The sequence below is a fragment of the Micromonospora sp. DT43 genome (genome assembly GCF_049841645.1).
Classification (GTDB): Bacteria; Actinomycetota; Actinomycetes; order Mycobacteriales; family Micromonosporaceae; genus Micromonospora.
This window is the reverse complement of record NZ_JBNCKR010000012.1, coordinates 77,277-90,572: the sequence shown is the minus strand read 5'-3', so window position 1 is coordinate 90,572 and position 13,296 is coordinate 77,277. Positions and strand designations below refer to the sequence as shown.

Sequence of the window (13,296 nt, the reverse complement as noted above, 5' to 3'; positions counted from 1 at the left end):
GGTGGGCCGGTGGCGACGGCGCCTCCTCTGGGGAGCCGCGCTGGGCGTGGTCGTGCTTGTCCTGAGCAGCGTCCCGTGGCTGTGGACGACGATCGGCGCGCGTGGGCACACGTACGGCGAGGCGGACGCACCCGCCGCCGACGTCGTGATCGTCCTGGGTACCGCCGTGGCGGGGGACGGACGGCAACCGGGCGAACGGCTCCTCGGCCGGCTGGAGACCGCCGCCGAACTGGTGCGTACCGGGCGGGCGCGGGTGGTGCTGGTCTCCGGCGACGGAGGTGGCACGTCCGGCGACGAGCCGACGGTGATGACGTCGCACCTGACCGAGAAGCTCGGCGTGGATCCGCGTCTGGTGGTGGCAGACCCGTCCGGCCTGGACACGTACGACAGTTGCGTCCGCGCTCGGGACGTGTACGGCGTCGAGCGGGCTCTGGTCGTCACGCAGTCCTATCACCTCTCCCGGGCGGTGACGCTCTGTCGACACCTCGGCCTCGACGTCGACGGGGTGGCCGCCCGGTGCGATGGATGTGGGTCTGGCCTTCTCGCTCGGAAGGCCGTCCGTGACTACTTCGCCAGCGGCAAGGCCGCGTGGGACGCGCTCCGGGGCCGTCCGCCCGCGGTCCGGTCGTCGGTGAACCCCGCGGTGCGGGACGCGCTGAGAAGCTGACCGGCGGGCGCAGCCGGCTCACGGAGGTGACCGTGGGTCACCTCCGTGAGGGCGGACGCTGTCGTCAGCGGTATACCGCAGAGTCATATTCATACCGCTGCGGTATATCGCTCAACAGCACATCGACACGAGGGGCAACCACAGCGGATGGCCAGCCCCCCTCCGCCGCAACTCCAGCCCGCCCTGAGTCAGGACTTGCTCGTCTACGAGGTGGCGAAGGCGGCCCGGCGGCGGGCGTCGACCTCGGCGGCCAGCGCTGGCGCGCGCTCCAGCGCCTCCGGGTGACCGCACGCGGCCAGCCAGTTGGCGAGCATCAGGTGGCCGCCCTCGGTGAGCACCGACTCCGGGTGGAACTGCACGCCCTCGATGGGCAGCGTCCGGTGTCGCATCGCCATCACCACGCCGGAGCCGGTCCAGCCGGTGACCTCCAGTTCGTCGGGCAGCGTCTCGGGGAGCACGGCGAGCGAGTGGTAGCGGGTGGCGGTGAACGGGTCGGGCAGGCCGGCGAGCACGCCGACCGAGCGGTGGCGTACCTCGGAGGTCTTGCCGTGCAGCAGCTCGGCGGCCCGGGTGACGGTCGCGCCGAACGCCTCACCGATAGCCTGGTGGCCGAGGCAGACGCCGAAGATCGGCAGCTCGCCCGCGTACGCCCGGATGACGTCGAGGCAGATGCCGGCGCGGTCGGGGCTGCCCGGCCCGGGTGAGAGCAGGATGCCCGCAGCGCCCACCCGGCCGACCTCGGCGACGTCGATCTCGTCGTTGCGGCGCACGTCGCAGTCCACACCGAGTTGGCCCAGGTACTGCACGAGGTTGAAGACGAACGAGTCGTAGTTGTCGATCACCAGAACGCGCACGGTCACCTGCTCGGGGAGGGCGGTGGGGTGTTGTTCCGGTCGGTGTCGTACGGCAGGTCGTGCTCGTCGCCGGCCGGCGTCTCCCCGGTCACCGCGTCCCCGCCGCCCGGGTCGCCGGGAACGCCGGAGTCCTGGGTGACCTGCACGTCGTCGAACGGCAGCAGCGGCTCGGCCCACGGGAAGGCCACGTACCAGAGCAGGGCCACCGTGGCGGCCGCGAGCAGCACCGAGCCGGCCAGCTTGCCGGCCAGTCCGAACGGGAGCTTGCGCCAGATGAACGCGTACATCGGATCAGTTTCCCAGCTCGATCGGGCGGCCCGCTGATTTGGACTGCGTGTGGTCCAACTCGGCGTGGATGATCAGACGCTGGTAGTTGTCCCACTTCGGGTTGCAAGTGGTCAGCGTCAGCATCCGCTTCGTGGGCCTCTTGTCCGGTTCGCCCGGCACCGGGGCCACCACCTCGACCTGTGTCGGCTTGACGATCCGGGTCTGCGACACCCGGTAGACGAACCAGTCGGTCTTGCTTTCGACCACGATCACGTCGCCGTCGTTCAGCTCGTCCAGCCGCCAGAAGGTCGCCCGGTTGCGGTGGCCGGCGACGGAGAAGTTGCCGACCTGTCCCGGCAGCACGCTGGTCGGGTAGTGACCCGGGGCGTACCGGATGTCGTTCTGGGTGACGCCCTCGACCACCACCCAGTTCTTCTCGAGCTTGGGGATGTAGAGGCCCGCGATCGGCTTGCCGTGCACCGCCGGGGACGGCTTGGCGCTCGGCGTGGCCGACGGGGCGACAGTGGGGTCGGTCGCGCCGCCCCACTCCTGGGCGAGTTGGCTGTTGAGGTCGTCCTGGTGGGCGTCGACGATGGCCGACTTGCCCCAGACCTCGTAGCCGGCGAAGAGCAGCACCACAAGGCCGAAGGTGATCAGCACCTCGCCGGTGACCCGGACGCCGGTGCGCAGCCGGGAGCCGAATGACGGGCGGGTGAGTTCCGAGTAGACGCTCTTGTAGCCCTCGCCGGTCTGGTGCGGCCGAAGCTGGACCACCCGCTCGCCCCGACGCGGTCGGGGAGGCTCGGCGGCGCTGTCGTCCGCGCCGCCCGGCTCGTCCGGCGTCGCCGTGCGGGGAACGGCCCCCATCAGCGCCGTGGAGTCCATGGCCGGAGGCCGGGGTGCCGGCCCGGACGGTACGGCCGGGATGAGCGCTGTGGCATTCGGGTCGTCCGGCCGGCCCGGACCGGCCGGTGAGACCGGGGTACCCGGCGCGCTGGTCAGGCGTGCGGCCGCCCCACCAACCTTCGGGATGAACGCGGTCGGCGCATCGCCGCCGGACGGGGTCGAGGCGCGGGGGGTAGTCGAGGCGCCGGACGGGGTCGAGGTGCCGGGGGTAGTCGAGGCGCCGGCCGGGGTCGAGGCGCGGGGGGTAGTCGAGGCGCCGGACGGGGTCGAGGCGCCGGGGGTAGTCGAGGCGCCGGACGCCGCGGGCCGGCCGGAGCCGCCGAGCGCCGCCGGTCGTGCAGGGGTGCCCGGAGCGCCGCCGGGCCCGGTCGGGACGTCGGGCGGGCCGCTGGCGGTCGCCGGGCGGGTCGGTGCGGCGTCGGGAGCCGGGACGCGCCTGGGGTCGTTGCCCGGGGCGGGCGGCCGGACCGGCCCCTGCGAGGGGGGCGTGGTCGGTCGGCCGGGAGCGGCGGCGGAGGCCTGGCCGGACCCGCCGTGCGGAGCCGAGCCGGTCGCTGCGGCGCCGGGCCAGGGCGGCGGCGCCGCCGGGCTCGGGTGCTGTGGCGCCGCCGGGCTCGGGTGCTGTGGCGCCGCCGGGCTCGGGAGCTGTGGAGCGCGCTGCGGGTCGGGCCGGCCGGCGCTGGGCGGGGCAGGGTGATCGGTGCGCGGGCCAGGGCCGGGACGGCCCACCTGCGACGGGGTAGAGCGGTCGGCCGGGGGCGGTCCGGCGGCCCTCGGCGGCTCGGGAGCTGCCGCCGGATGCGTCACCCGTGGCCGACTGGGCAGCACGGGCTCGGGCCAGTTGCCGGTCGGGGCCCGACCCGGAGTCGCCTCGGGCCGCTGCGGGGTCGGCTCACGCCGCTGCGAGGTCGGTTCGGGCCGCTGCGAGGTCGGCTCGGACCCTTGCGAGGTCGACTCGGGTCGACCCGGGGTCGGCTCGGGCCGCTGCGGGGTCGACTCGGGTCGACCCGGGGTCGGCTCGGGTCGATCGACCTTGGGCAGGAAGGCGGTCGGTTCGTCGGCCTGGTCCCGGTGCCGCCCGTCGCGGCGCTCGTCCGGGCCGCTCACCGGGGCACCGTCGCCGAACGCAGCGCGGTCGAGTCCTCGAAGGCCGGGACGGTCACGGTGGAGACGGACTCCTTGTAGCCGAGTTGATAGTCGTCGACTGCGTCCTTGAACAACCGGACTCCCTCAGAGCTGGCGAGGGCCTGCTGAAGGGCAGCGGGATCGCCGATTGCTACGATCTTGAACGGTGGGGAGTACACCCGACCATGGAGCAGCAGGGTGTTACCGACGCAGCGTACCGCGCTGGTTGCGAGCACACGGACGTTCATGATTGACATGGCCTGCGCCCCACCCGCCCACAGTGCGTTGACCACCGCCTGCACGTCGCCCTGGTGTACGACCAGGTCGTCGTTGGTGGCGTCGGAGTGGGCCTCGTCGTCGTGCTGGGGCGCGTCGTTCAGCTCGACAGTCACGGCCGTGCCGGTGACGGCGGTGAACCCGGCTGCCTTGAGGCTGCCCTGGGCTCGGGCCTGCTGGGCCTTGATCGGGGCGTCCGAACCGGCAAGTGTGTTGGTGCGTCGCTCGACCTCGTCGCGCAGGGTGGCAGCGCGGCCCTCGCTCGCGGCGACCTGCTGCTCGCGCTCCTGGATGAGCTGGTTGAGCTGGGGCCGCCGGTCCTCGCGTAGAGCGGTGCCGCCGGCCGTGGTCGCGGTGGTGGTGAAGAGCAGCCCTGCCGCGGCGGCGATCAGGGGCACTCCGATCGACCAGCCTGGTCGCCGTTGGCGTGGCCGCCGGGGCAGCAGCCCGGCGACGGCCCGTCGGAGGACCTTCTGCCAGGAGGCGGCGCCGGATGTGTACTCCACCGAGCGTTCCTTCCGCGTGTCGGGGACTGGCGCGTGCCGGCCGGGCCGGTGATGCGAACAGTCCCGCCCTTTTCGGTCACTCCATGTACCTGCCTGACCCCATTCGTGGTCCAGGCGGCCGTTCGGGACTACGCTAGCTGTCGAACATTATTGGCCATGAACCGTCGCCTCCGCGTCCGGTTGTCAGGCCGGACGAGGTCGTCACCCCCTCTGGAGAGCGCCGTGCCCAAGTCTCAGGTCCGCAAGAAGAAGGTGTACACCCCGCCGACGGACGTCCGTCCGACGACGACGGCGGCGTCGCGCAAGCCTAGCCCGGTGTGGTTGCCGATCACCGCGGTCGCCCTGATCGTCGCGGGCATCGGCTGGCTGGTCGTCTACTACCTCTCCGAGCAGGAGTACCCGGTCGCCTCGTGGCAGTACTGGAACCTGGCGGTCGGCTTCGGCGCGATGGTCGCGTCGCTGGTGCTGCTCTCCCGCTGGCGCTGAGCCTGGTCTGGGCGCCGTCACACCTGTGGGCCGGCGCCCCACACCGAAGGATCCAGGTCACCCACCACGCCCCTGCCCGGCAGGACCGGGCCGGGCACCCTATGGTGTCCGCAGGCAGCGTGGCCTACTGCGAGATGACTCACGTTACTGCTGGGTAACCTTGCGCGTAGGCTGCACTGCATGACCGAGCGGAGCGAGGTCATCGACCGGTCCGGTCGCAGGTGTGGCAGCGGCGCGACGCTGGCTCCGTCCTGCCCCGGTCCCGGTTGCTGAACCGCTCGACAGGCAGCAGACCGGGGAGGCCAACTCGATGGGCAGCGTCCAGATCGTCACCACGATCCTCGCGGCCGGCATCACCGCCGTGGCGGTGTGGCTGGCGGTGCGCGCGGTCATGAAGATGACGGCCGTCATCCGGCTGGGGCAACCCGCTCCGGAGCGGTTCGCCGACAAGGGCGCCCGCACCAGGAAGATGCTTGTGGAGACCGCCGGCCACACCCGGATGCTCAAGTGGGGCGTGGTGGGCGCCGCCCACTGGTTCGTGATGGTCGGCTTCATCGTGCTGTCGCTGCTGGTGCTCGAGGCGTACTTCGAGGTGGCGACCACCGACGGCGGGTTGCCGATCATCGGGCACTGGACGATCTTCGGCCTGGTCACCGAGATCATCGGGGTGTTGGGCCTGGTCGGCATCCTGGTGCTGATGGCGATCCGGCTCCGCAACCGGCCGACCCGGCCCGGCGGCCGGTCCCGGTTCACCGGCTCGACGATGTGGCAGGGCTACTTCGTCGAGTGGATCGTGCTGCTGGTCCTGATCTTCGGATTCGTGATCCGCGGCTTCAAGGTCGCAACGGACCACTTCGAGTTCCCGTTCTGGGCCACTCCGGTCAGCCACGCCGTCGGCGCGGTGCTGCCGGACTGGGCGGACGGCGTGAGCGTCGCCGCCGCCATCAAGATCATCATTTCGATGACCTGGCTGATCGTCATCTCGCTGAACGTCACAATGGGCGTCGCCTGGCACCGTTTCCTGGCGTTTCCCAACATCTTCTTCAAGCGTGACCCGGAGAAGCCGGCCGGCTCCGGTCTGGGCCCCCTGCGGCCGATGACGAGCCAGGGCAAGCCGCTCGACTTCGAGGAGGCCGACCCGGAGAAGGATCAGTTCGGTGTCGCCCAGGTCGAGCAGTTCACCTGGAAGGGCCTGCTGGACTTCAGCACCTGCACCGAGTGCGGTCGCTGCCAGTCGCAGTGCCCCGCCTGGAACACCGGCAAGCCGCTGTCACCCAAGCTGCTCGTGCTGAGCCTGCGCGACCACGCGTACGCCAAGGCCCCCTACCTGCTGGCCGGCGGCGGCAAGGACCTCACCGGCGAGGAGAAGGCCACCCAGGCGCAGCTCGCGCACCTGGACGTGCTGTCTCTCGCCGAGGGTGACAAGCCGCTGATCGGGACGGCAGAGGAGGGCGGCGTCATCGACCCGGACGTGCTCTGGTCCTGCACCACCTGCGGCGCCTGCGTCGAGCAGTGCCCGGTGGACATCGAGCACGTCGACCACATTGTCGACATGCGGCGTTACCAGGTGCTGATCGAGTCGAGCTTCCCCTCCGAGGCCGGCGTGATGCTGCGCAACCTGGAGAACAAGGGCAACCCGTGGGGCGCCCCGCAGAACACCCGCGAGGACTGGACCAAGGGCCTGGACTTCGAGGTGCCCCGGGTGGGTGAGGTCGACGACTTCGAGTACCTGTTCTGGGTCGGCTGCGCCGGCGCGTTCGAGGATCGGGCCAAGAAGACCACCCGCGCGGTGGCCACCCTGCTCAACGAGGCCGGGGTGAGCTTCGCGATCCTGGGCGAGGGCGAGACCTGCTCGGGTGACCCGGCGCGACGGATCGGCAACGAGTTCGTCTTCCAGATGCTCGCCCAGCAGAACGTGGAGACGCTGAACGAGGCGTTCGAGGGCCGGGAGAAGGCCAAGCGCAAGATCGTCGCGACCTGCCCGCACTGCTTCAACACGCTTGGCAACGAGTACGGCCAGCTCGGCGGCGAGTTCGAGGTCGTCCACCACACCCAGCTGCTGGCCCACCTGGTGTCCACCGGCAAGCTGACGCCTGTGCAGCCCGTCGACGGTGGCGTGACGTACCACGATCCCTGCTACCTGGGCCGGCACAACCGGGTCTTCGCCGCCCCTCGTGAGGTCCTCGGCGACGCGATCGAGGGCGAGATCACCGAGATGCCGCGCAACAGCGAGCGCTCCTTCTGCTGCGGCGCCGGCGGCGCCCGGATGTGGATGGAGGAGAAGATCGGCAAGCGGATCAACGTGGACCGGGTCGAGGAGGCCATGGCCACGGGGGCGAAGACGGTCGCCGTCGGCTGCCCGTTCTGCTCGACGATGCTCAACGACGGGGTCAACGGCAAGGGCGCCGGCGAGCAGGTCGAGGTGATCGACGTGGCGAGCGTGCTGCTCCGATCGGTGAAGCCGGAGCAGCCGCGGGGCGACAAGGAGTCCGCGCCGGTCGCCGGCTGAGGCGTACCCCGAAAATCATCGGACGGCGGCGGCGCCCACGGGTGCCGCCGCCGTGCCCGACCGCCCCGGCCCTCGCGGACCCGGCGTGGCAGAATCGCGCCGAGGTGAGGCGATATCGACGGCCTGCTCTTGACCACGCTGCTGCCACTGGTCGGCTTCGTTGCGCTGACCGCCGGCAACGCGTTCTTCGTCGCGGCCGAGTTCGCCCTGGTCACGGTCGACCGGGCGGAGATCGACCGCAGGGCCGGCGCCGGCGACGAGGCAGCCCTGAAGGTCCGCACCGCGCTGCGTGAGCTGTCCTTCCAGCTCTCCGGAGCGCAGCTCGGGATCACCATCACCGCGCTGCTCACGGGCTACCTGGCCGAGCCGGCTCTGGCCCGGATCTTCACCCCGCTGCTGCGCCCGGTGGCCGGGGAGAGCACCGAGCGGTTCACCCCGTTCCTGGCGCTGGCCCTGGCCACACTCATCTCCATGCTGTTCGGTGAGCTGGTGCCCAAGAACGCGGCGCTGGCCCAGCCGATGCCCGCCGCGCTGGCCACCGCCGGGCCGATGCACACCTTCTCCCGGACGTTCGGCTGGGTGATCCGGGGCCTGAACGGATCGGCGAACCGGCTGGTCCGGGCGCTCGGCGTGGAGCCGCAGGAGGAGCTGGCGAGCGCCCGCTCACCGGAGGAGCTGGGCCTGCTGGCGGCCATCTCGGCCCGCGCGGGCGCGCTGCCCACGGACACGGCGATGCTGCTGCGCCGCACCATCCGCTTCGGCGACAAACGGGCGGCCGAGGCGATGACGCCGCGTGTCGACGTGGTCGCGCTGCGCGCCACCGCCACGGTGGCCGAGCTGCTCGAAGAGTCGCGGCGGACCGGCCGGACCCGCTTCCCGGTGTACGAGGAGACCCTGGACCTGGTCACCGGTGTGGCAGGCGTGCCGGACGCGCTGGGCGTGCCGTTGGCGGCGCGGGGGTCGACGATGGTCGCCTCGGTGGCCCGGGAGCCGGTGTACGTGCCGGAGAGCCTGGACCTGGACGGCGTGCTGGCGGCGTTGAAGGCGGCCGGGGCGGACCTGGCCATCGTGGTCGACGAGTACGGCGGCACGGACGGCGTGGTGACGATCGAGGACCTCGTCGAGGAGCTGGTCGGAGAGATCGCCGACGAGTTCGATCCGGCCAGTGTGGACGACGCCGGGCCGGTCGAGCTGACCGTGCCGGGCGGGGAGCGCACGGTGCTTGTCGACGGGGTGCTGCGCTCCGACGAGCTGGCCGAGCAGACCGGCTTCCGGCTGCCCGAGGGGCCGTACGAGACGTTGGCCGGGTTCCTGCTGGCCCGGCTCGGACACATCCCCCTGGCCGGCGAGACGGTCGACGCGGACGGCTGGGAGTTCACTGTGGTCGAGGTGGAGCGGCACCGGATCGAGCAGGTCCGGGTGTTGCGCCCGGCGGAGCCGGACTCCGATGACTGAGCTGCTGGTGACAGTGCTGCTGCTGCTCGGCAACGGATTCTTCGTGGGCAGCGAGTTCGCGCTGATCGCGTCCCGGCGTACGGTGATCGAGCCGCTGGCGGCCGGCTCGAAGCGGGCCCGCTGGGCGCTGTCGGCGATGAACCAGATCCCGCTGATGATCGCCGGCGCGCAGCTCGGCATCACGGTCTGCTCGCTGGGCCTCGGCGCGATCGCCGAGCCGGCGCTGGCGCATCTGCTGGAGTCGCCGTTCCATGCCGTCGGCCTGCCCGAGCGGGCGGTGCACCCGGTGGCGTTCGTGCTCGCGCTCGGCATCGTCGTCTTCCTGCACACGGTGGTCGGCGAGATGGTGCCGAAGAACATCACGCTTGCCGGTCCGGAGGTCTCCGCCCTCTGGCTGGGCCCGGCCATGTTGGCGTTCTGCGTGGCCACCAAGCCGCTGTTGCTGGCCATGAAGTGGGCGGCGCGCCGGGTGCTGGCGTTCTGGCGGATCGAGGCGACCGAGGCCGTGAAGACGGTGTTCACCGCCGAGGAGTTGGCCGGGCTGGTGTCGCAGGCGCGTACCGAGGGGCTGCTCGACGCCGAGGAGCACGCCCGGATCACCGGGGCCCTGGCCCTGCACACCCGGACCGCGGCGGACGCGTTGCAGCCGTGGTCGACTGTGGTGACGGTTGCCGAGGACGTCTCTCCGGCGTCGCTGGAGGTGCTGGCGACCAGGACCGGCCGGTCCCGGTTCCCGGTGGTGCAGCGATCCACCAGGCGCGTCCTGGGCTTCGTGCACGTCAAGGACGTGCTCGGTTACGCCGGGCAGGGTCGCCGGGCACCGGTGCCGGAAGAGGTGTACCGGCCGCTGGCGGTGGTGCCGCCGGAACGTACGCTTGCCGATCTGCTGCTGGCGATGCGCCGGGAACGGCGACACATGGTGCTGGTCAGCGACGGTAGGCGTCCGCTCGGTGTGGTCACACTCGATGACGTATTGACCGCAATCGTTGGCTAATTGACCAGCACTGTTGGTGTGCAGGCGGTTGCGCCACGGTGATGGTGACTCGGCTCGCCTTGATTCCGGTGCGGCGCTTCCCTAATGTGGGGCACCGACCGCTGTGGGTCGTCTGCCTCGGCCCTTCCCTCACGCGAGGCGCCCGGCGGTCGGTTGCAAAGGAGTCGGTGCCGGTGGCAACCATGCCCCCTCATCGTCACGCCCCGGGACTGTCCGCTCGGCCGGGCGGTCTGCGCCGGGTCGCCCACCGTCTGCTCGTCCTGGTCGCCGCCGCCGCGGTCGGTGCCGGAATGCTCGCCGTGCCGGCGCAGGCCGAGCCCACGGTCGACGAGATCGAGGCGCAGATCGACAAGAAGTGGGAGCAGTTGGAGCCCACCATCGAGCAGTACAACAAGGTGCGGGCGCAGCTGAAGGTCAACCGGAACAAGTCGTCCGCGCTGCAGAAGAAGATCGAGCCGCTGGCCCTGCAGAGCGAGTTGGCGCTCAGCCGGGTCGGTGACCTCGCCTCCCGCTACTACATGTCGGGCCCGTCGCAGGAGATCGGCGCGCTGCTGGTCAGCGCCAAGCCGGACACGCTCACCGAGCAGCTCACCCTCCTCGACCGGCTGGCCGCGCAGGAGCGCAAGCAGGTCGCGGGCGTCCTGGCCGTGCGGGCCAGGTACGACGGCGAGAAGCAGAAGCTGGACGCGTTGATCGCCACGCAGACCAAGCAGCAGAACGAGCTGGCGGCCAAGAAGAAGCAGATCGACGCCGAGATCAAGAAGCTCGAGGCGTCGATGCCCAAGACCACTGTCAAGACCGTCGGCTGTCCGACCATCAACGGTGTGCTCGCCGCGGCCGCCCAGAAGGCGATCAGGACGGCCTGCCAGCAGGTGGGCGATCCGTACGTCTGGGGCGCCACCGGCCCGAACTCGTTCGACTGTTCGGGGCTGACCCAGTACGCCTACAAGTCGGCCGGGATCTACCTCACCCACCACACGGGTGACCAGTGGAACGAGGGCAAGGCCGTCTCGCGCGCCGACGCCCGCCCCGGCGACCTGGTCTTCTTCTTCTCCGGCCTGAGTCATGTCGGGCTGTATCTGGGTAACAACCAGATGGTGCACGCGCCACGTGCCGGCAAACCGGTGCAGGTGTCGAGCATCAACACCATGCCCGTCGCCGGGTTCCGCAGACCCGGCTGATCCACCTCGCGCACCACGACGGCCCCCGGTCAGACCGGGGGCCGTCGTCGTCTCTCAGCGAGGCGTTTCTCAGCGAGGCATCTCAGCGGGGCGCGCCCACCGGGGACGGCAGCAACTGCACGTCGGCGAGGTCGACGTACATGATGCGGTGGCCGAACTGGATCTGCGCGTACCGGTTCTTGCCCCGGATCACCGTCCAGTCGCCGGGCGAGGAGCCGTCGAACGTGCTGGCCCGGTAGTACTCGCCGCCCAGCACCGCGCCGACGGCGTAGCGCTGCCCGGCTGCCAGCGTGTACTGCAGCGGCGAGATCGCCTGGTAGGGCACGCCGGCCGGGTAGGCCGCCTGCTCCGGGTACGCCCGCCCGTAAACCGGGATGGTGGCCCGGCCGGCCTTCGGGGTGGCCACCACGCCGACGGTCCAGGTGGCGGTCGGCGCCGACGCCGGGTTGTGGAACCAGGCCCGTTGCCCGAGGTACCAGATGGCCGTCCAGTCGCCCTGCCGCCCGGCCAGGGCGTACGTCTGGCCGGCGGAGGCGCGGGCGCCGTGGTCAGACACGTCCATCGTGTTCGGGGTGCCGTCCGGGCGCAGCGCGATGTCGTTCACCAGCGGCGCGTCCTCGGACGGCGCGGTGTGCAGCACCACCGACGAGGAGCCGCGCGGCGCGCAGGGCGTTCCGGCTGTGACGCATCCGGTGAACGCCGGGCGGTTCGTCGCGTAGTCGGGGTCGATCCGGACCAACCCGGTGGCCGGGGTGCCGGTGTCCAGGCGCGGCGCGTGCAGCAGGTCGAAGTAGTGCGTCCAGTCCCAGTAGGGCCCCGGATCCCAGTGCATCCCGCGCACTGTCGACGCGATGGTGCCGGGCACGTTGTCGTGGCCGATGATGTGCTGGCGGTCCAGCGGGATGCCGTACCGCAGCGCGAGGTGCCGGACGAGCTTCGACGAGGTCCGGTACATCGCCTCGGTGTACCAGGTGCCCTGCGCGGCGAAGCCCTCGTGTTCCAGCCCGATCGACTTCGCGTTGACGTACCAGTTGCCGGCGTGCCAGGCGACGTCCTTGGTCTTGACGTGCTGGGCGATGTGCCCGTCGACCGAGCGCAGCGAGTAGTGCCAGCTCACGTACGTCGGGTCTTGGACGAGTTGCAGGGTGGTCGCCCAGCTCGCCTCGGTGTCGTGGATGACTATGTACTCGATCTTCTGCCGGGCGGGCCGGTCGGAGAGGTCGTGGTTGCCGTAGTCGCCGTCGCCGAACGCCTCGTAGGGGGCGGGGATCCACTCACAGGACACGGTCCGGGGGCATTCCAGGCCGTCCGGGCGGGCGAGTCGTCGCAGGCCCAGCCGGTCCAGCCAGGAACGCTCGGGTCGTACCGCGCGGGCCGGCAGGGTGACCCGCTGACCGTCGTCGGTCACGCGGGCAGCGCCGGCGCCGATGGTGGTGAAGACCTCGTCGGCGAAGGCCGCCGCGGCGTCGGCGCTGTCCGCGCCGGCGTAGCGGGCCACCGCGCCGTACCAGCTGGCCGGGTCGGTGCCCGCGCCGACCGGGGCTCCAACCTCCCGTTGGTACGCGGCCAGCAGCGCCGCCCCTCCCCTGATGTTGGTAGTGGCGTCGCTGCGCAGCGCCTCGGGGGCGGCGCCGGTCAGCGCGGCGGCGGCGTCGACGGTCTGCAACGCGGCAGTTGGCGGCGCGGGATCGGTGGCCGGCGCGGGTGCCCGGACGGCGCGGGAGTCGTCGCCGCGCGGATCCTCGGTGCCGGCGTCGTGGTGGCCGCGTGCGGGTAGGGCGGCCACGTGGCGGGCGTCGGTCAGGTGCATGGGCCCGTAGCCGCCGCTGGTGCTCGGGGTGCCGGCGTTGCTGTCCCAGCGGGACTCCAGGTAGGAGACGCCGAGCAGTACTGCGGTCGGCACCCCGTACTCGGTCGACGCGGCGGCGTACTGCTGCTGACGGTCGGCGGCCGGTGCGGCGGAGGCGGGACCGGTGCTCAGCGGTACGGCCGTCGTTGCGGTGACCACCGCGACGACGAGCAGCGCGCGCCGGCCGGCGGACAGGGTTGGACGTTCCATCGAACCCCCTA

General features: G+C 71.6%; 11 protein-coding genes. 6 read left to right on the top strand and 5 right to left on the bottom strand.

What is annotated here, in order from left to right:
- Nucleotides 1–46 precede the first annotated feature (46 nt).
- Nucleotides 47–667 carry a SanA/YdcF family protein gene (locus ACLQ26_RS25080; protein WP_425746763.1) on the top strand — a complete coding sequence of 207 codons (621 nt, stop codon included), beginning with the start codon at nt 47–49 and terminating at the stop codon, nt 665–667.
- 203 nt (nt 668–870) lie between these two features.
- On the opposite strand, the gene ACLQ26_RS25075 is transcribed toward ACLQ26_RS25080, so the two are convergent.
- The 4 genes from ACLQ26_RS25075 to ACLQ26_RS25060 all read right to left on the bottom strand — a co-directional run bounded on the left by ACLQ26_RS25075 (nt 871) and on the right by ACLQ26_RS25060 (nt 4,601).
- Nucleotides 871–1,521: an aminodeoxychorismate/anthranilate synthase component II gene (locus ACLQ26_RS25075; protein WP_425746762.1), complete on the bottom strand. Its 651-nt coding sequence runs from the start codon at nt 1,519–1,521 to the stop codon at nt 871–873.
- 2 nt (nt 1,522–1,523) lie between these two features.
- Nucleotides 1,524–1,808, bottom strand: a complete 285-nt coding sequence (locus tag ACLQ26_RS25070) for a hypothetical protein (RefSeq protein WP_425746761.1) — start codon at nt 1,806–1,808, stop codon at nt 1,524–1,526.
- 4 nt (nt 1,809–1,812) lie between these two features.
- Entirely contained in the window at nt 1,813–2,673 is an 861-nt protein-coding gene (locus ACLQ26_RS25065) for a class E sortase (protein WP_425746760.1), read from the bottom strand.
- Nucleotides 2,674–3,797: 1,124 nt separating this feature from the next.
- Complete coding sequence (locus tag ACLQ26_RS25060; protein WP_425746759.1) at nt 3,798–4,601, bottom strand: DUF881 domain-containing protein; 804 nt, start codon at nt 4,599–4,601, stop codon at nt 3,798–3,800.
- 222 nt (nt 4,602–4,823) lie between these two features.
- Here ACLQ26_RS25060 and ACLQ26_RS25055 point away from each other — a divergent pair, with 222 nt between their 5' ends.
- The 5 genes from ACLQ26_RS25055 to ACLQ26_RS25035 all read left to right on the top strand — a co-directional run bounded on the left by ACLQ26_RS25055 (nt 4,824) and on the right by ACLQ26_RS25035 (nt 11,226).
- A complete protein-coding gene (locus tag ACLQ26_RS25055; RefSeq protein ID WP_007454145.1) occupies nt 4,824–5,087 on the top strand; it encodes a cell division protein CrgA in 264 nt (87 codons plus the stop codon).
- A gap of 310 nt (nt 5,088–5,397) precedes the next feature.
- A complete protein-coding gene (locus ACLQ26_RS25050; RefSeq protein WP_425746758.1) occupies nt 5,398–7,596 on the top strand; it encodes a (Fe-S)-binding protein in 2,199 nt (732 codons plus the stop codon).
- 129 nt (nt 7,597–7,725) lie between these two features.
- Nucleotides 7,726–9,051, top strand: coding sequence for a hemolysin family protein (locus tag ACLQ26_RS25045; RefSeq protein WP_425746757.1), 1,326 nt, complete (start codon nt 7,726–7,728; stop codon nt 9,049–9,051).
- Nucleotides 9,044–10,045, top strand: a complete 1,002-nt coding sequence (locus ACLQ26_RS25040; protein WP_425746756.1) for a hemolysin family protein — start codon at nt 9,044–9,046, stop codon at nt 10,043–10,045. Before ACLQ26_RS25045 ends, ACLQ26_RS25040 begins: the two co-directional genes overlap by 8 nt.
- A gap of 167 nt (nt 10,046–10,212) precedes the next feature.
- Nucleotides 10,213–11,226, top strand: coding sequence for an NlpC/P60 family protein (locus ACLQ26_RS25035; RefSeq protein WP_425746755.1), 1,014 nt, complete (start codon nt 10,213–10,215; stop codon nt 11,224–11,226).
- Nucleotides 11,227–11,308: 82 nt separating this feature from the next.
- Here ACLQ26_RS25035 and ACLQ26_RS25030 read toward each other — a convergent pair whose 3' ends face one another.
- Nucleotides 11,309–13,285: an N-acetylmuramoyl-L-alanine amidase gene (locus ACLQ26_RS25030; RefSeq protein ID WP_425746754.1), complete on the bottom strand. Its 1,977-nt coding sequence runs from the start codon at nt 13,283–13,285 to the stop codon at nt 11,309–11,311.
- Nucleotides 13,286–13,296: the final 11 nt, after the last annotated feature.

Bases quoted from the DNA above. Each gene is read 5' to 3' on its own strand.
- ACLQ26_RS25070 (WP_425746761.1), bottom strand. From the start codon at position 1,808: ATGTACGCGTTCATCTGGCGCAAGCTCCCGTTCGGACTGGCCGGCAAG.
- ACLQ26_RS25065 (WP_425746760.1), bottom strand. From the start codon at position 2,673: ATGGACTCCACGGCGCTGATGGGGGCCGTTCCCCGCACGGCGACGCCG.
- ACLQ26_RS25040 (WP_425746756.1), top strand. From the start codon at position 9,044: ATGACTGAGCTGCTGGTGACAGTGCTGCTGCTGCTCGGCAACGGATTC.
- ACLQ26_RS25050 (WP_425746758.1), top strand. From the start codon at position 5,398: ATGGGCAGCGTCCAGATCGTCACCACGATCCTCGCGGCCGGCATCACC.
- ACLQ26_RS25030 (WP_425746754.1), bottom strand. From the start codon at position 13,285: ATGGAACGTCCAACCCTGTCCGCCGGCCGGCGCGCGCTGCTCGTCGTC.